The following is a 16,400-nucleotide window of genomic DNA, read 5'->3' on the forward strand; positions in this document are numbered from 1 at the left end:
CGGTTGCTTCGTTATTTCCCCAGAACCCCCGCCCGTCGGGGGTTTTTTATCATTGATGGTGCGACATGGAATCAATCGAACAAAAGCTCACTGAACTACGAACCACTCTTCGCCATCACGAATATCTTTATCATGTCATGGATACGCCTGAGATCCCGGATGCGGAATATGACAGGCTGCTGCGTGAACTCCGCGAGCTTGAGGCGCAGCATCCTGATCTCATCACGCCGGATTCACCTACACAGCGTGTAGGTGCCGCTCCGCTGGCCTCATTTAGCCAGGTACGCCATGAAATCCCGATGCTGTCGCTTGATAACGTCTTCGATGAGCAGAGCTTTCTTGCCTTCAATAAACGCGTTCAGGATCGGCTGAAAAGTACCGATGCGCTCATCTACTGTTGCGAGCTGAAACTTGATGGCCTGGCTGTCAGTATCCTCTATGAAAACGGCGTGCTGGTACGTGCCGCAACCCGTGGCGATGGGACGACCGGTGAGGACATTACCACCAACGTACGCACGATCCGCGCGATTCCGTTGAAACTGCATGGCGACAATATTCCGGCGCGTCTGGAAGTGCGTGGTGAAGTTTTCCTGCCCCAGGCCGGGTTTGAAAAAATTAACGAAGAAGCGCGTCGCACCGGAGGCAAAGTGTTTGCTAACCCACGTAATGCGGCGGCTGGCTCTCTGCGTCAGCTTGACCCACGTATTACGGCGAAGCGACCACTTACTTTCTTCTGTTATGGCGTGGGCGTGCTTGAAGGCGGTGAACTGCCCGATGCCCACCTCGGACGCTTGTTGCGCTTTAAAGAGTGGGGTTTACCGGTCAGCGACAGGGTGACGCTGTGCGACTCGCCGGAGGCAGTGCTGGCTTTTTATCACAAGGTAGAAGAGGACCGCCCGACGCTGGGCTTTGATATCGATGGCGTGGTCATTAAGGTCAATTCCCTGGCGCTCCAGGAACAGCTTGGTTTCGTTGCTCGCGCGCCGCGTTGGGCGGTGGCTTTCAAATTCCCTGCCCAGGAGCAGATGACGTTTGTTCGTGACGTCGAATTTCAGGTGGGACGTACGGGGGCAATTACCCCTGTTGCGCGGCTGGAGCCGGTACATGTCGCAGGCGTGTTGGTGAGTAATGCCACGTTGCATAATGCGGATGAAATCGCCCGTCTTGGTCTGCGCATTGGCGATAAAGTCGTGATTCGTCGTGCAGGCGATGTGATTCCCCAGGTGGTCAATGTGGTGGAGTCTGAGCGTCCTGATGGGACCCGGGAAGTTGTATTTCCAGCCCACTGCCCGGTATGTGGTTCGGATGTAGAGCGCGTGGAAGGCGAAGCGGTTACTCGCTGTACCGGGGGGTTGATTTGCGGCGCACAGCGCAAAGAAGCACTGAAACATTTTGTCTCCCGCCGGGCAATGGATGTTGACGGGATGGGCGATAAGATTATCGACCAACTGGTGGAAAAAGAGTACGTCCATACGCCTGCCGATCTGTTCCGTCTGACGGCAGGTAAGCTGACGGGTCTGGATCGTATGGGACCGAAATCGGCACAAAACGTAGTCAATGCATTAGAAAGTGCAAAAGAGACCACATTTGCCCGTTTCCTGTACGCGCTGGGTATCCGTGAAGTAGGCGAAGCCACAGCGGCGGGGCTTGCGGCGTACTTCGGTACGTTGGAAGCGCTGGAAGCGGCTTCCATTGAGGAACTGCAAAAAGTACCCGATGTGGGCAAAGTGGTCGCGGCGCATGTCTTTAACTTTTTTGCCGAAGAGAGTAACCGCGATGTGATCGGCCAATTGCTGGCAGAGGGCGTACGCTGGCCTGCGCCGGTCGTCATCAACGCCGAAGAGATAGACAGCCCGTTTGCCGGTAAAACCGTAGTGCTGACTGGTAGCCTGAGCCAGATGTCGCGCGATGATGCCAAAGCCCGCCTGGTTGAGCTTGGCGCGAAAGTGGCAGGCAGTGTGTCGAAAAAGACGGATCTGGTTATCGCCGGCGAGGCCGCGGGTTCCAAGTTGGCGAAAGCACAGGAGTTGGGCATTGCGGTGATTGATGAAGCGGAAATGCTACGGCTGCTGGGTGCGTAAATGGAAAAAGAACAGCTTATTGAGATTGCGAACACTGAGATGCCATTCGGGAAGTATCAGGGGCGGAAGCTGATTGATTTACCTGAGGAGTACCTGCTGTGGTTTGCCCGTAAGGATTCGTTTCCTGCCGGGCATCTGGGCGAACTTATGCAACTGGCTTTGCTGATTAAAACGGAGGGGCTGGCCCATCTGGTGCAGCCCCTGAAACGCCGTTAAGCTTTCGCCGTTTCCTGTGCCTGTAGTTTTTCTGCCTGGCGTTTGTAGCGACGTGCCAGCACTGCACAGACCATCAGCTGAATTTGATGGAAAATCATCAGTGGCAGCACCATCATCCCTATCACTGATGTCGGGAACAGAATGTTGGCCATCGGGATACCGTTGGCCAGACTTTTCTTGGATCCGCAGAATACGATGGTGATTTCATCCGCTTTATTAAACCCGAGTTTACGGGCTGCGAAGATATTAATCGCGATAACAATCGCCAGCAGAACCATGCTGAACACCACGATAAACAGCAGTGAACCTACACCTACCTTGTGCCAGATCCCATTAACTACGGCTTCGCTAAACGCGGAATAGACGACCAGCAGAATGGATGTCTGATCGGTTTTCGAAATCCACTTCTTATTACGCGCTACCCACGCACCCGTCCACCGGCGTGACAGATGCCCCAGGACAAACGGCAGCAACAGTTGCAGCATAATTTTGCCAACCTGTTCCAGGCTTCCGTCAGCGCCATGCAGATTCATTAGCAGGCCAACCAGCAGCGGGGAGAGGAAGATGCCTAACAGGCTGGAGGCGGAAGCGGAACAGACGGCGGCCGCGACATTTCCTCCGGCAAGTGAGGTAAAGGCAATAGCCGATTGTACGGTCGCCGGCAGAATACACAGATAGAGGAAACCGGTGTAGAGCTCCTGGCTCACATTGACGGGTGACCACCAGACAAACAGTACCCCTAAAACGGGAAATAAAATGAATGTGCTGCACATCACCCACAGATGCAGTCGCCAGTGGCTACCCCCGGCAATAATGGCTTCACGAGACAATTTCGCGCCATGCATAAAGAACAACAACGCAATGGCTGCGGTGGTCAGCCCTTCAAAGAAGGGAACAAAACCGCCACGGGCCGGGAAGAAGGTGGCCAGCAGCACGGTACACACCAGCGTCAATGTAAAAGGGTCAAGGACACGAAAAAGTTTCATAAATACTCCTGAAATTCGGTGCCAACAGTTTGCGTTTTTTGTTTTGAGAAATAAAATTAATTTATTGAATCAATATATGAATTTATTAGATGAATTATTCGTTGCGACAACTTCGTGTCTTTGTCACGGTAGCACATGCCAAAAGTTTCAGCCGGGCAGGAGATATTATTGGGTTAAGCCAATCGGCAGTGAGCCACAGCGTTAAAGAACTGGAACTGCAGACCGGTGTCCGATTACTCGATCGTACTACGCGTGAAGTGGTGCTGACAGAAGCCGGGCAGCAGCTCGCAGCCAGACTGGAAAGATTGCTCGAGGAACTGAATAACACCCTGCGTGATGCCGGACGTGTGGGCCAGCAACTATCCGGTACAGTGCGCGTGGCGGCAAGTCAGACGATTTCGGCTCATTTGATTCCGCAATGTATTGCGCAGAGTAACCGTCTCTATCCGGAGATCGATTTTATGCTGCATGATCGGCCGCAACAGTGGGTACTGGAGAGTATTCGTCATGGTGAAGTGGACTTTGGCATCGTTATCGATCCCGGTCCGGTGAGTGATTTGCAGTGTGAAGAGATCCTGGAAGAGCCGTTCTTTTTGCTTTGTCGTCACGATCACGCCTGGGCGACATCTCAAACCATACCCTGGTCAGCACTGCAAGACTCACGTCTTGTGGTTCAGGACTACGCTTCGGGCAGCCGCCCATTGATTGATGCCGCCCTGGCACAATTTGGCATCACAGCCGCTATCGTTCAGGAGATAGGGCATCCGGCCACATTATTTCCAATGGTAGAAGCGGGGATTGGGATTAGCATCATGCCCGCGCTGGCGTTACCGTTGCCGCAGGGGAGCCAACTATGTGTGAAACGCTTAAAGCCAGAGATTAAACGTAAGATCATGCTGGTGCAGCGAAAAAATCGTTCGCTTTCGGGAGCCGCGCAGGCGATATGGGATGTGGTGCGTGAACAGGCCCGGTGTTTGAACCAGGCCCGTGAAGAAGACCCGCTATTCCATCAGATGTAAATATCGATCTGGTTGTTGTCAGAAGGGGTGTTAACACCTTCTGGTTTAACAGCGGACTGACTCTGTTTTTCGTCATTTTTTTTCTGCGCTTCCTCTGCCTGTTTGTATTCCAGTTGGGCCAGTTGCGCTTGTAACTGTTTGATCTCAGCCTGTAGCAGCTCCCGCTGTTTCTGGCTGTCAGCATCGGCACTGCCCGATGTCGCGAGATCTTTCAATTGCTGACTCAATTTCGAGATTTGCTGCATAATGTTGCTGATCTGCGAGGCAATATCGCTGTTTGAGGAAGACGAGCCGCCGGTGCTACTGGTGCTGCTTTTGCCACCGCTGATGCTGCTGGAAATCACAGTTGATGTGGTTGCCTGAATTGTTGTCATTTTTCTCTCCTCTCTAGCCCAAAACACCATTAACGGTGGAAAAGTACCGCTGGCACGTGCGGATCCGTGCCGCGCTCAGGGTATTATATCTCTATATTAAGCATAAATTATGGCAAAGCGTTATCAGACCTGCCTGCAGATAACTTAATGGTTTTATTGTTTTTACTGTATAGGATAAGTTGGCTTTTTCGACTGCCTTTTGGTGTTTTTAAAGGGTTTATTATCTTGCCAGGTAGGGCGAGTTTGATGGTTTTTTATTCTTTCCTGTTCCAGGGCAGAGAGTAAGGAACAAAGTGAGTGTCGGAAGAAGAACGGTATATCGCAGATAGCAAAAAAGCGCCTTTAGGGCGCTTTTTTACATTGGTGGGTCGTGCAGGATTCGAACCTGCGACCAATTGATTAAAAGTCAACTGCTCTACCAACTGAGCTAACGACCCGAAGTGGTGGGTGATGACGGGATCGAACCGCCGACCCCCTCCTTGTAAGGGAGGTGCTCTCCCAGCTGAGCTAATCACCCACTTCGGTACTTCATATTGTTGTAAGAAATCCAGCTGGCGAGAAAGTGGTGGGTGATGACGGGATCGAACCGCCGACCCCCTCCTTGTAAGGGAGGTGCTCTCCCAGCTGAGCTAATCACCCACTTCTCAATTTCTTACATTACACGGCGGAGACTACCTAAGTAGTGGTGGGTGATGACGGGATCGAACCGCCGACCCCCTCCTTGTAAGGGAGGTGCTCTCCCAGCTGAGCTAATCACCCCCGCTGTGTGGAGTCGCATTATAGGGAGAGTTGAAAATGAGTCAACGCATTTTCAAAAGAAATTGTTCGTTCGTCGTAAAATTAAACAAACCGCTGTTGAATCGAGCGTGGGCGCATGATTTATATACAAAATACATATAGAAGCTCGTGATTGCGGCAACAACATTGAGGAATCACCCCACAGTGATAGAATATTGCGACCTCAATTTTCCAGGATTTGCCGGTTGTCGGCATATTTATCAAACGTAAGGCCTTTTCATGAAAATCAAAACTCGCTTCGCGCCAAGCCCGACTGGCTATCTGCACGTCGGCGGTGCGCGTACTGCTCTTTACTCCTGGCTTTTTGCACGTAACCACAATGGTGAGTTCGTGCTGCGTATTGAAGACACCGATCTTGAGCGCTCAACGCCAGAAGCTATTGAAGCCATCATGGATGGTATGAACTGGCTGAATCTGGAATGGGACGAGGGTCCGTATTTCCAGACCAAACGTTTTGATCGCTACAACGCGGTTATTGATGAGATGCTGCAAGCGGGCACTGCTTATAAATGCTATTGCTCCAAAGAGCGTCTTGAAGCGTTGCGTGAAGAGCAGATGGCGAAAGGTGAAAAACCGCGTTATGACGGTCGCTGCCGCCACGGTCACGAACATCATGCGGCGGATGAGCCATGCGTTGTTCGTTTTGCTAACCCGCAGGACGGTTCCGTTATATTTGACGACCAGATCCGCGGGCCGATCGAATTCAGCAACCAGGAGCTCGACGATCTGATTATTCGTCGTACAGATGGATCTCCGACTTATAACTTCTGCGTAGTTGTCGACGACTGGGACATGCAGATCACGCATGTGATCCGTGGTGAAGACCATATCAACAACACACCGCGTCAGATCAACATCCTGAAAGCACTGAATGCCCCGGTGCCGGTTTATGCGCATGTATCCATGATTAACGGTGATGACGGTAAAAAGCTCTCCAAACGTCATGGCGCGGTCAGTGTGATGCAGTATCGTGACGACGGCTACCTGCCGGAAGCGTTGCTGAACTACCTTGTCCGCCTGGGCTGGTCGAGCGGCGATCAGGAGATTTTCTCCCGTGAAGAGATGATCAAGCTGTTCTCACTTGGCGCGGTGAGCAAATCTGCGAGTGCGTTTAATACCGATAAACTGCTGTGGCTGAACCACCACTATATCAACACCCTGGCGCCTGAGTATGTGGCGACCCATCTGCAGTGGCACATTGAGCAGGAAAATATCGATACCCGCAACGGCCCGCAACTGGCGGATCTGGTAAAACTGCTGGGTGAGCGTTGCAAAACGCTGAAAGAAATTGCGGCAAGCTGCCGTTACTTCTATGAAGATTTCGCTGAGTTTGATGCTGATGCCGCGAAAAAACACCTGCGCCCGGTCGCACGTCAACCGCTGGAAGTGGTGCGCGATAAACTCGCCGCGCTGGCTGACTGGACTGCGGAAAACGTGCACCACGCGATCCAGGCAACGGCTGATGAGCTGGAAGTAGGGATGGGGAAAGTCGGTATGCCTCTGCGTGTGGCCGTAACGGGGGCAGGGCAGTCTCCTGCACTGGACGTTACTGTACATGCGATTGGTAAATCCCGTAGCATTGAGCGTATCAACAAAGCGCTGGATTTTATTACTGAGCGCGAAAGCCAGCAGTAAGACGGCACATAAAACGAAAACGGCAGGTTTTACCTGCCGTTTTTTTTACTCCGCATCTATCGCTGTAATGCCAAGCCTTTGTAGAAAACCCTGAATTCCTTCGCGAACGAGCAACACCACCAGCCGTTCTTGTTCAAGCGGCGTCATGTTTTGCAGCATGCCATTAATTTTCAAAAGCGCCGAGGTCTGTTTATCAGCCTCATAGTGCGGAAAGGGCTCCGCCAGCGAGGCAGGGGAGTGGCGTTGGCGCATGGTGGGTGTTTTCATAATGAAATGACGAACATTCTTATCAATATGGATAAGACGCGCACGACCGCCTTTTACTCCAGGTAAATTCTCGGTGGACCATCTTTGTTCGCGGATCCAACGATTCACTGTCTGTTTTGCCACGCCGAGATAATCCGCCAATTCCTCAGTCGTCATTTTATCAGGTAATTTCATCTTATTTCTGTTCACGAATACCCAGACGAGACAGCAAACCGGTAATGCCGTCGCGAAGTAACAATGAGGAAAGCTGTTTCTGTTCGGGCATTGTCATCTCTTTGGCCAGTGTCAGAAGCAGTGTTTCCAGAGTAGGGTCTTTAGCAGTAAGAGAAGAGAACGTTATTTCATGGGCTGAGCGTTGGGCATTGCGGATAAATTCACGGACCTGCTCATTAACATGCACCAGCCGGGCTTTTCCACCCTGTACGCCTGGTTTAGGAGAAGTGACCCAGCCTTCTTTACGCACCCATTTGTTGATGGTCTGGCGGCTGTAACCGGTAAGCTGCGCGAGCTCTTCCGGGGTCATTCGTTCCTTGAGCATGTTATTTCCAGAGTGGTTGTAGGGATAATTAGTGAATAATGTTATAGCATCATTTTATGCGAAAATGTGACATGTTTAACTACTGGCTGCGAGATGTTTCGCAATGTCTTTCATTTGAATGCTTTTTCAGCGATTGATTGCGACCAGATAATTTTGCCGTTGACACCTGGCGAGGGAATTCATATTATGCCGCCCGTCAACACGACACGCTTTACGCGATGGGGCTATAGCTCAGCTGGGAGAGCGCTTGCATGGCATGCAAGAGGTCAGCGGTTCGATCCCGCTTAGCTCCACCAAATCCTCCACCCAGGTGGTTTGGTGCGTAAACAACATTGTGGGGCTATAGCTCAGCTGGGAGAGCGCTTGCATGGCATGCAAGAGGTCAGCGGTTCGATCCCGCTTAGCTCCACCAAAATTTGAACCCTCGCTACGGCGGGGGTTTTTTATTTCCCCGTTTTGTCTCCTCATGTAAATCCTTTTCAGGTTCAGTAAGAAATTATGGGTTTATTAATGCTATCGGCATAGTACGGTATGCGTTGGCTTTATATGTTGATTCGCGATGCGAATAAACATATTATCCGTGCCTGACAAAAAATGAGCAGGTGAGATCAATTTATTAACGATAATGAAATCTAAATTATACATACATAACCAAAAATTTATTATTGCTCTGATTATGTGTCTTATTGCGGTGCCAGTATCCCGTTATATCTCACCACGAGCAATTATAGATTCCAGTAACGTCTATCTCGCCTGGCTTCCGTTGAGCGTTATGTTTTCAATGCTGTTTATATTTGGTCGCCACGCCATCCTGCCAATTATTATCAGTTTTGCTATCGCTAACGAATGGTTATTACCTTTGCCATTTAATCAGGCTGGTATATTGCTGTTCTGCCAGACTTTCCCGGTTTTTGCCGTATGTGCCATTGTCCGCTGGAAAATAGGTATACGCTGGCGTCACAGCCTCCCGAATAAAAATATGGCGCTGCGGATCTTCTGGATGGGGTTTGTCGCTCCGGCAGGGATAAAATTCTCCATGTATATGGCGGGTCAGTGTTTCGTCTTTCCGGACCATCTGTCGGGTTACTTTGGTTCTGCGTCAGTAGTCTATTCAATCGTTGATATTCAAAGCCTTATCTGTGCATCGCTGATTTTCACGATGATGTTTTATTATCCATTAAGGATGATTATCAGTCCGCGCTATGCACACCTGTTTTGGCGTAAAAGCTTTAAACCCTGTTTTACGAAAAAGAAACGATTATTCCTTTCGTTATGGATGGCCTCGCTGATAGCTATCCTCACTGTTTTGTGTTCGCCTTATCATTCCGATTTTGTTGCGGGGTATCTTGTTCCACTTATTTTTATTCTCTTTACGCTAGTTATCAGCAAATTAAGTTATCCGCTAATTATGCTGAGTTGGGCGGTATCTGCTTTTGTGCTGGCTGCCTATAACCGCAATTTTCTGCATGGGGTTAACACGGAATACTCGCTGGCATTTGTTATGTCGGTACTGATCTGTTTTACCATATGTTTAATATATATGACCCGTGTATATCATCGTAGTGTATGGATCAGAAAACGCTGGCGGGAGCAGGCATTAACTGACCCGTTGACTGGTTTACCTAATTTACGTGCGCTGGAATTGCATCTGGAGAAAAATAGGAATCAGATTGTCTGCTGTTTTCATATGAAAAATCTGGAGTTTTTAAGCCGGCATTACGGAATGATGATGCGTGTCTATTTTAAGCGTAGCGTCACTCATGCATTGCGCCCATTGTTACAGCCAGGGGAATTATTGTTCCAGTTGCCTGGCTGTGAATTACTGTTGGTACTGGAGGGCCCACAGGCTGCCGATCGCTTGCAGCACATGCTTGATTTCCTCAATAGCCAGCGCTTTCACTGGCAAAATACCAGCCTTGATGTCGAGTTTGGCGCCTCATGGGGAGACGTGAACGGTGCGGGAGAAACGCTACACCATACGTTAGGGCAGTTGAGCTGGCTCTCTGAACAGGCTTGTACCACCCCTCAACCGCTGGCGTTGACCAACAGCCTGGCCATCGTGACTGGCCAGACGACTGAGCGCGTAATGTTGCTTAATAAGGTAAAACGGGCGCTGGATGAGCGCACGCTGCAACTGTATGCTCAGCCCATCCTTGACGCGCAGAGGCAGGGTTATCATGAAATCCTCACGCGTCTTGTCAGTGATGGTGAGGTGATGAGCCCGGCGCACTTCATTCCTGTGATTGCGCAGTTTAATCTCAGCACCCGCTTCGACATGCAGGTCATTGAAACCTTGCTGCAATGGATGCAGGCAAATCCGCAACCTGGCGATAAACAACGTCAGCGCTTCTCAGTAAACCTGATGCCACTGACGCTGATGCAAAAAGATTTTGCCGCAAAATTACTGAAGCTCTTCGCGGCTTACGCGATCTCTTGTCGTGAAGTCATTATCGAAATTACCGAAGAGCAGGCCTTTTCGCATTCTGAATTCAGCGTGAAGAACATTCAGCAATTGCGTCAGGCCGGTTTTAAAATTGCCATTGACGACTTCGGTACGGGGTTTGCTAATTTCGAACGGTTAAAGCGTCTGGAGGCAGATATCATCAAGATTGATGGCTGCTTTGTGCGGGATATTGCCCACGATCCGCAGGATGTGATGATTGTGAAATCCATTTGCGAGCTGGCAAAAGCGAAGTCACTGACGGTGGTGGCGGAATATGTCGAGACAGAGGAACAACGCGCGTTGCTGTTGAATGCCGGGGTGAATTATCTGCAGGGATACTTACTGGGGAAACCGCAGCCATTAGTCGCGGCTGGGAAGGCGTAAACCGGGGTTGCCCCCGGTTTATCTGAATTACAGTACCAGTGCCGCGATAGAGGCGGACAGGACGCTCACCAGCGTTGAACCGTAAACCAGTTTCAGACCGAAGCGGGAAACCACGTTACCTTGCTCTTCGTTCAGGCCTTTAATCGCACCGGCGATAATACCGATAGAAGAGAAGTTAGCGAAGGAAACCAGGAAGACAGACAGGATGCCTTCCGCACGCGGAGACAGGCTGGATGCGATTTTCTGCAGATCCATCATCGCCACGAATTCATTGGAAACCAGTTTGGTTGCCATGATACTGCCCACCTGCAGCGCTTCTGAGGACGGAACACCCATTACCCAGGCAATCGGGTAGAAGATGTAGCCCAGAATCCCCTGGAAGGAGATGCCGAGAATGGCAGCGAACAGGGCGTTCAGACCAGAAATCAGAGCGATAAAGCCGATCAGCATTGCCGCAACGATAATCGCGACTTTAAAGCCCGCCAGTATATACTCGCCCAGCATTTCGAAGAAGCTCTGTCCTTCATGCAGGTTAGACATCTGCAGGTTTTCTTCGCTCTCATCGACGCGGTATGGGTTGATCAGGGACAGCACGATAAAGGTGCTGAACATGTTCAGAACCAGCGCCGCGACCACATATTTTGGCTGCAGCATGGTCATGTACGCGCCAACAATTGACATCGAAACGGTAGACATCGCGGTAGCCGCCATGGTGTACATGCGGTTGCGGGACATTTTTCCGAGGATATCTTTGTAAGCGATGAAGTTTTCAGACTGGCCCAGAATCAAGGAGCTGACTGCGTTAAATGATTCCAGTTTACCCATGCCGTTGACTTTGGACAGGACGGTACCGATAGCGCGAATAATAATTGGCAGTACGCGGATATGTTGCAGGATACCGATCAGCGCAGAAATGAAGACAATCGGGCAGAGCACTTTCAGGAAGAAGAATGCCAGACCTTGATCGTTCATTTTGCCGAAGACGAAGTTTGTCCCTTCGTTGGCAAATCCGAGCAGTTTTTCAAACATCTCGGAGAAGCCTTTCACAAAACCCAGACCCACGTCAGAGTTCAGGAAGAACCAGGCAAGCAAGACTTCAAGCACGAGCAGTTGGACAACAAAGCGAATGCGGATTTTTTTGCGGTCACTGCTTACAAGTAATGCAAGCAGCGCCACAACGGCAAGCGCCAGAACAAAGTGCAGAACGCGGGACATATTTGCTCCAAATATGAGACGGGTAGAAATTTCGTGCACATTCTATGTAACAAGCGGAAAGAAAACGAGATCAAACACACAGTATATTAATGACCTGTGACCAGACTCAAAAATAGTGATCCACCATACATTTCTGTTATGTTAAGTAAAAGAATGAAAAGTTGCACTGTAATGCTAAACTCTTAACAAGACGGTGTGATTTGCATCTCATCGTTCCCGTCTTAAAAACATCCGGCCCGTCATCGTTTCTGACTATCGAAGAAATCAATCGAATCTATTCTAAATGAACTTGATAATCATTCTCATTTTGGTAGCATGAAACATAGCAAAGGCTATATTTAGGGGCAAGAAATGAACAACAGTCGCGTTGAGAGTAGCAGTGGACGTGCAGCGCGCAAGTTAAAGCTCGCGTTAATGGGACCTGCGTTCATTGCGGCGATCGGGTATATCGATCCGGGTAACTTCGCCACTAATATTCAGGCCGGGGCCAGCTTCGGTTACCAACTGCTGTGGGTGGTTGTCTGGGCAAACCTGATGGCCATGCTGATTCAACTGCTGTCAGCAAAGTTAGGGATTGCCACGGGTAGAAACCTCGCAGAACAAATTCGCGATCATTACCCGCGTCCGCTGGTCTGGTTCTACTGGGTACAGGCGGAAATTATCGCCATGGCCACGGACCTTGCCGAGTTTATCGGCGCCGCCATCGGTTTTAAGCTGATTCTCGGCGTGTCGCTGTTACAAGGTGCGGTACTGACCGGGATCGCCACCTTTTTAATTCTGATGCTGCAACGCCGCGGGCAGAAACCGCTGGAAAAAGTCATTGGCGGGCTGCTGCTGTTTGTTGCGGCGGCTTATATTGTTGAGCTGGTTTTCTCACGTCCTGAACTGGCTCCGCTCAGTAAAGGCATCTTGATCCCAAGCCTGCCGGGTACCGAAGCCGTATTCCTTGCCGCTGGTGTGTTAGGGGCAACAATCATGCCGCACGTGATTTACCTGCACTCCTCATTGACCCAGTATCTGCATGAGGGAACGCGCCGCGAGCGGTATTCCGCGACTAAGTGGGATGTGGGTATCGCGATGACTATCGCCGGTTTCGTCAATCTGGCGATGATGGCGACTGCCGCTGCTGCATTTCACTTCAATGGTCATACCGGCATTGCCGATTTGGACGAAGCCTATTTAACGCTTGAACCGCTGCTCAGTCATGCGGCGGCTACCGTGTTTGGCCTGAGCCTGGTGGCAGCCGGGCTTTCCTCTACCGTGGTAGGGACGCTGGCCGGGCAGGTGGTGATGCAGGGGTTTGTGCGTTTCCATATTCCATTATGGGTACGCCGGACCATCACTATGATGCCATCGTTTGTCGTTATCCTGATGGGGCTTGATCCCACACGCATTCTGGTGATGAGCCAGGTACTGCTCAGTTTCGGCATCGCCCTGGCGCTGGTGCCATTGCTGATCTTTACCAGTGACCGCGCGTTAATGGGGGAGCTGGTGAATACGCCGACGGTCAAACGCGTTGGCTGGCTGATTGTGATCCTGGTGGTGGCGCTAAATGGCTGGCTGCTGGTGGGAACCGCTTTAGGGATATAACGCTAAATATTGCCAAAGAAAAAGGAGCGCATGCGCTCCTTTTTGCTTATAGCCTGTTTGTTAACGCCAGTGACCATGGCCATGACCACGTCCCGGGCCGCGACGATCATCGCGATCATTCCAGCCTTCACGGTAACCGCGTTCGTAAGCATCACGCTTATCCCAGCCACGGTGGTAGCCACGGTCATGCATACGCCAGCGATGGTCACGCCATTCGTAATTACGATGCCAGTAGTCGCGATCGCGCCAGCGTCCGCCGTCCCAATAATTGCCGTAATTGTCGCGATCGCCAATTTGCAATTTTACAGAAGGCAGCAGTGTTATTTCGCCAGAGTTAGCGACCAGTGGGGCACATGCCATTAATACTGCTGCGAGAATCAGTGACCTGAACATAGTTTTCTCCTTCACGATCGGGTCTGTTGCAGCAATATTATGTAACGTTTATGCCCGCATCTTCGGAGGAACTCCTAAATCCGTAGTGACAGCACTTTTTGCTAAAAATGCTGTTATTTTGCGCTGTTCAGGATCGTGTCAATGTTGGCGCATTCCGCTTCGCTGAACTGGCGATTAGCCAGCATGCCGACGGCGTCATCAAGCTGGCTGGTTTTACTGGCACCAATCAGCACGGAGGTCACCTTGTCCCCGCGCAGAACCCATGCCAGCGCCATTTGCGATAATTTTTGCCCACGGGCTATCGCCAAATCATTCAACTTGCGGACTTTTGCCAGCTTTTCATCCGTAATCTGATCGGGATTGAGGAAACGGCTACCGCTGGCGGCGCGTGAATCTTCCGGAATACCATTCAGATAACGGTCGGTGAGTTGTCCGCCTGCCAGCGGCGAAAACGCAATGCTGCCGACCCCTTCTTGTTGCAGCACAGTCAACAGTTCGTCTTCCACCCAACGCTCGAACATCGAATATTTGGGCTGATGGATAAGGCAGGGCGTGCCCAGATCATTGAGTATCTCAATGGCCTGGCGCGCCAAATCGGCCGGGTAATTCGACAGACCGACATACAGCGCCTTGCCCTGGCGGACAACGTGGTCCAGCGCTCGCATGGTCTCTTTCAGCGGCGTTTCAGGGTCCGGACGGTGGTGATAGAAGATATCGACATAATCGAGCCCCATCCGGCGCAGGCTTTGATCGAGGCTGGCAATCAGGTATTTGCGTGAACCCCAGTCGCCATAGGGGCCATCCCACATGGTATAGCCTGCTTTGGTCGAGATGATCAGTTCATCCCGATAAGGCAAAAAATCTTCCTGTAGCAGACGACCAAAATTGCGCTCGGCAGAGCCGGGAGGCGGCCCGTAGTTATTGGCGATATCGAAATGAGTTATCCCCAAATCGAAAGCATGTCTGAGTAGCTGACGGCTATTTTCAATGAGTGTTGCATCGCCAAAGTTATGCCACAGTCCAAGTGAGATTGCCGGAAGCTTAAGACCACTGTCACCGCAGCGGCGAAATTCCATTTTCTGATAGCGATCCCCGGAGGCCAGATAAACCATACATATGCCCTTAATGTCAGTGTATACGTTTACACATGTGGCCTTCGAGCTTACACCAGCTTGCCGGTTCTCGCTGATTTCCTCTGCTAAATTCTGCCGTTACGCACTATTTTTTGCGTGGTGCGATCATCACCGGCTTTCCTGCCAGCAACAGCCAGGCGGGTAACATCACAATGCATAACAGTGGCAGCAGACTGGTATCCGGCACCACGGCGGCAGCCATAAACAGGCTCAACCAGGCGTCGCGGGTGACGACCAGCACCATTCCGAGAATGGCACACGAGATAGTGATTGCTGCCGGGACGGCATTGACGTGTTCATGCAGCATCAGACCGAGAGCGACGCCAACAAACACCGCCGGGAAGATGCGCCCGCCGCGAAAACCACAGGCCGCCGCAACCACCAGCGCCGCCAGTTTTATCACTGCGAATAGCAGATAATCCGTTACGGTAAAGGTCTGCGCGAACGCCATTTGCTGCATCTCATCCAGCCCTTTAAACAGGGTGATATTGCCGCCAATAACGCCGAGCACGCCCAGAATAAAGCCACCGATCCCGAGCATCAGTACCGGGCTTTTCAGGCGATGCATCAACTGGTGCAAACGCGGCAGGCACCAGACCGCTACCATCCCCAGCGCAATCGCGATGGCGCAGACGACCGCACCGCTGATGATATCGACCAGATGCATCTGCGGATAATGCGCAACAGGCAGAGCGAAGTGGGGATGGAAAAACAGCCCGGTGGTCAGAGCGCCTGCGGCGGCGGCCATCAGCGGGGCGAACAGGCGGTCCCATAGCGGCAGGTCAGTATTTGAATTCAGCGTCTGGGAGAAAATCAGCGCGGCTGCCACGGGGGTGCCAAACAGTGCGCCAATGGTTCCGGCAGAGGCGAGAATAGTCCAGTCGAGAGGGGCAACGCGCGGGAACAATTTTCCACCCAATGCCACGGCCAGGGCAATATTGAGCACCATAATAGGATGCTCCGGCCCAAGACTCACACCACCGGCCAGGCCAAGCACCAGGGCAACCAGCAGGCCGGGTAGGGCAGAGACATGTACTGGTGCGCCAATCAGCGGCTCGGTTGCCGGATCCGGGCCGCCATGTCCGGCGCTGTAACGAATCACCAGACCGACCGCCAGCCCGGTCAGGGTCAGGATCATAATCACCCAGAAAGGGGAGTCAGGGGTAAAACCCAGACGATAAGGCAGCCCATTCCAGAGTATCAATTGCAGAACGGCGGCCACTTTCATGACCAGCAATAACACCAGACTGGATGCGACACCGATAATCAGCGCGGGAAGCGCCAGCAGCAGCATCGTTCTGGCTCGCGGATGGAGCATGTTCATTTCC

14 protein-coding genes and 6 tRNA genes are annotated in these 16,400 nt (G+C 51.5%); 8 read left to right on the top strand and 12 right to left on the bottom strand.

The annotated features are described in order from the left end of the window. Positions 1-65 precede the first annotated feature (65 nt). Together ligA and ACS0RQ_RS07480 are read left to right on the top strand one after the other, a co-directional pair. Positions 66-2,081: an NAD-dependent DNA ligase LigA gene (gene ligA, locus ACS0RQ_RS07475; protein ID WP_271849630.1), complete on the top strand. Its 2,016-nt coding sequence runs from the start codon at positions 66-68 to the stop codon at positions 2,079-2,081. Then, on the top strand, positions 2,082-2,297 hold the full coding sequence (locus ACS0RQ_RS07480; protein ID WP_039079743.1) for a DUF3820 family protein: 216 nt from the start codon (positions 2,082-2,084) through the stop codon (positions 2,295-2,297). Here the strand turns inward: ACS0RQ_RS07480 and ACS0RQ_RS07485 are convergent. Then, entirely contained in the window at positions 2,294-3,283 is a 990-nt protein-coding gene (locus ACS0RQ_RS07485) for a bile acid:sodium symporter family protein (RefSeq protein ID WP_271849631.1), read from the bottom strand. The two genes, ACS0RQ_RS07480 and ACS0RQ_RS07485, sit on opposite strands and share 4 nt — an antisense overlap. An 89-nt stretch (positions 3,284-3,372) precedes the next feature. Here ACS0RQ_RS07485 and ACS0RQ_RS07490 point away from each other — a divergent pair, with 89 nt between their 5' ends. Continuing rightward, positions 3,373-4,302 (top strand): LysR family transcriptional regulator, encoded by a 930-nt coding sequence (locus ACS0RQ_RS07490; protein WP_271849632.1) that lies wholly within the window; start codon positions 3,373-3,375, stop codon positions 4,300-4,302. On the opposite strand, the gene ACS0RQ_RS07495 is transcribed toward ACS0RQ_RS07490, so the two are convergent. The 5 genes from ACS0RQ_RS07495 to ACS0RQ_RS07515 all read right to left on the bottom strand — a co-directional run bounded on the left by ACS0RQ_RS07495 (position 4,293) and on the right by ACS0RQ_RS07515 (position 5,435). Then, on the bottom strand, positions 4,293-4,676 hold the full coding sequence (locus ACS0RQ_RS07495) for a FlxA-like family protein (protein WP_107223183.1): 384 nt from the start codon (positions 4,674-4,676) through the stop codon (positions 4,293-4,295). The two genes, ACS0RQ_RS07490 and ACS0RQ_RS07495, sit on opposite strands and share 10 nt — an antisense overlap. A 361-nt stretch (positions 4,677-5,037) precedes the next feature. Then, positions 5,038-5,113: transfer RNA gene (locus ACS0RQ_RS07500), tRNA-Lys, on the bottom strand. A 4-nt stretch (positions 5,114-5,117) separates the two neighbouring features. Continuing rightward, a tRNA-Val gene (locus tag ACS0RQ_RS07505) sits at positions 5,118-5,193 on the bottom strand. Between the two features lie 46 nt (positions 5,194-5,239). Continuing rightward, positions 5,240-5,315, bottom strand: a tRNA-Val gene (locus ACS0RQ_RS07510). Between the two features lie 44 nt (positions 5,316-5,359). After that, positions 5,360-5,435 (bottom strand) — tRNA-Val (locus tag ACS0RQ_RS07515). Between the two features lie 258 nt (positions 5,436-5,693). On the opposite strand from ACS0RQ_RS07515, the gene gltX reads away from it, so the two are divergent. Continuing rightward, positions 5,694-7,109, top strand: coding sequence for a glutamate--tRNA ligase (gene gltX / locus ACS0RQ_RS07520; protein ID WP_271849633.1), 1,416 nt, complete (start codon positions 5,694-5,696; stop codon positions 7,107-7,109). Between the two features lie 45 nt (positions 7,110-7,154). On the opposite strand, the gene ACS0RQ_RS07525 is transcribed toward gltX, so the two are convergent. After that, complete coding sequence (locus ACS0RQ_RS07525; RefSeq protein WP_271849634.1) at positions 7,155-7,550, bottom strand: YfeC-like transcriptional regulator; 396 nt, start codon at positions 7,548-7,550, stop codon at positions 7,155-7,157. Between the two features lies 1 nt (position 7,551). Then, positions 7,552-7,914: a YfeC-like transcriptional regulator gene (locus ACS0RQ_RS07530; RefSeq protein WP_271849635.1), complete on the bottom strand. Its 363-nt coding sequence runs from the start codon at positions 7,912-7,914 to the stop codon at positions 7,552-7,554. 220 nt (positions 7,915-8,134) lie between these two features. Here ACS0RQ_RS07530 and ACS0RQ_RS07535 point away from each other — a divergent pair. The 3 genes from ACS0RQ_RS07535 to ACS0RQ_RS07545 all read left to right on the top strand — a co-directional run bounded on the left by ACS0RQ_RS07535 (position 8,135) and on the right by ACS0RQ_RS07545 (position 10,741). Next, positions 8,135-8,210, top strand: a tRNA-Ala gene (locus tag ACS0RQ_RS07535). A 40-nt stretch (positions 8,211-8,250) separates the two neighbouring features. Next, positions 8,251-8,326, top strand: a tRNA-Ala gene (locus ACS0RQ_RS07540). Positions 8,327-8,539: 213 nt separating this feature from the next. After that, complete coding sequence (locus ACS0RQ_RS07545) at positions 8,540-10,741, top strand: sensor domain-containing phosphodiesterase (RefSeq protein ID WP_271849636.1); 2,202 nt, start codon at positions 8,540-8,542, stop codon at positions 10,739-10,741. 27 nt (positions 10,742-10,768) lie between these two features. Here ACS0RQ_RS07545 and ACS0RQ_RS07550 read toward each other — a convergent pair whose 3' ends face one another. Further along, positions 10,769-11,956 carry a NupC/NupG family nucleoside CNT transporter gene (locus tag ACS0RQ_RS07550; RefSeq protein ID WP_271849637.1) on the bottom strand — a complete coding sequence of 396 codons (1,188 nt, stop codon included), beginning with the start codon at positions 11,954-11,956 and terminating at the stop codon, positions 10,769-10,771. Between the two features lie 351 nt (positions 11,957-12,307). Here ACS0RQ_RS07550 and ACS0RQ_RS07555 point away from each other — a divergent pair, with 351 nt between their 5' ends. Next, the gene (locus ACS0RQ_RS07555; RefSeq protein WP_271849638.1) at positions 12,308-13,546 is read left to right on the top strand and encodes an Nramp family divalent metal transporter; all 1,239 of its coding nucleotides are present in this window, start codon (positions 12,308-12,310) and stop codon (positions 13,544-13,546) included. A 60-nt stretch (positions 13,547-13,606) separates the two neighbouring features. Here the strand turns inward: ACS0RQ_RS07555 and ypeC are convergent, their stop codons facing one another. The 3 genes from ypeC to ACS0RQ_RS07570 all read right to left on the bottom strand — a co-directional run bounded on the left by ypeC (position 13,607) and on the right by ACS0RQ_RS07570 (position 16,390). After that, positions 13,607-13,939 (bottom strand): DUF2502 domain-containing protein YpeC, encoded by a 333-nt coding sequence (ypeC, locus tag ACS0RQ_RS07560; protein WP_271849639.1) that lies wholly within the window; start codon positions 13,937-13,939, stop codon positions 13,607-13,609. Between the two features lie 113 nt (positions 13,940-14,052). Then, positions 14,053-15,051: an L-glyceraldehyde 3-phosphate reductase gene (mgrA, locus tag ACS0RQ_RS07565; RefSeq protein ID WP_271849640.1), complete on the bottom strand. Its 999-nt coding sequence runs from the start codon at positions 15,049-15,051 to the stop codon at positions 14,053-14,055. Between the two features lie 106 nt (positions 15,052-15,157). Continuing rightward, entirely contained in the window at positions 15,158-16,390 is a 1,233-nt protein-coding gene (locus ACS0RQ_RS07570; RefSeq protein WP_271849641.1) for an ion channel protein, read from the bottom strand. Between the last annotated feature and the right edge of the window lie 10 nt (positions 16,391-16,400).

It is taken from the genome of Phytobacter diazotrophicus (assembly GCF_052061655.1).
Classification (GTDB): Bacteria; Pseudomonadota; Gammaproteobacteria; order Enterobacterales; family Enterobacteriaceae; genus Phytobacter; species Phytobacter diazotrophicus.

Excerpts from the sequence above, each read along its gene's own strand:
- ligA (WP_271849630.1), top strand. The coding sequence starts at position 66 with ATGGAATCAATCGAACAAAAGCTCACTGAACTACGAACCACTCTTCGC.
- ACS0RQ_RS07480 (WP_039079743.1), top strand. The coding sequence starts at position 2,082 with ATGGAAAAAGAACAGCTTATTGAGATTGCGAACACTGAGATGCCATTC.
- ACS0RQ_RS07485 (WP_271849631.1), bottom strand. The coding sequence starts at position 3,283 with ATGAAACTTTTTCGTGTCCTTGACCCTTTTACATTGACGCTGGTGTGT.
- ACS0RQ_RS07490 (WP_271849632.1), top strand. The coding sequence starts at position 3,373 with ATGAATTATTCGTTGCGACAACTTCGTGTCTTTGTCACGGTAGCACAT.
- ACS0RQ_RS07495 (WP_107223183.1), bottom strand. The coding sequence starts at position 4,676 with ATGACAACAATTCAGGCAACCACATCAACTGTGATTTCCAGCAGCATC.
- gltX (WP_271849633.1), top strand. The coding sequence starts at position 5,694 with ATGAAAATCAAAACTCGCTTCGCGCCAAGCCCGACTGGCTATCTGCAC.
- ACS0RQ_RS07525 (WP_271849634.1), bottom strand. The coding sequence starts at position 7,550 with ATGAAATTACCTGATAAAATGACGACTGAGGAATTGGCGGATTATCTC.
- ACS0RQ_RS07530 (WP_271849635.1), bottom strand. The coding sequence starts at position 7,914 with ATGCTCAAGGAACGAATGACCCCGGAAGAGCTCGCGCAGCTTACCGGT.
- ACS0RQ_RS07545 (WP_271849636.1), top strand. The coding sequence starts at position 8,540 with ATGAAATCTAAATTATACATACATAACCAAAAATTTATTATTGCTCTG.
- ACS0RQ_RS07550 (WP_271849637.1), bottom strand. The coding sequence starts at position 11,956 with ATGTCCCGCGTTCTGCACTTTGTTCTGGCGCTTGCCGTTGTGGCGCTG.
- ACS0RQ_RS07555 (WP_271849638.1), top strand. The coding sequence starts at position 12,308 with ATGAACAACAGTCGCGTTGAGAGTAGCAGTGGACGTGCAGCGCGCAAG.
- ypeC (WP_271849639.1), bottom strand. The coding sequence starts at position 13,939 with ATGTTCAGGTCACTGATTCTCGCAGCAGTATTAATGGCATGTGCCCCA.
- mgrA (WP_271849640.1), bottom strand. The coding sequence starts at position 15,051 with ATGGTTTATCTGGCCTCCGGGGATCGCTATCAGAAAATGGAATTTCGC.
- ACS0RQ_RS07570 (WP_271849641.1), bottom strand. The coding sequence starts at position 16,390 with ATGCTCCATCCGCGAGCCAGAACGATGCTGCTGCTGGCGCTTCCCGCG.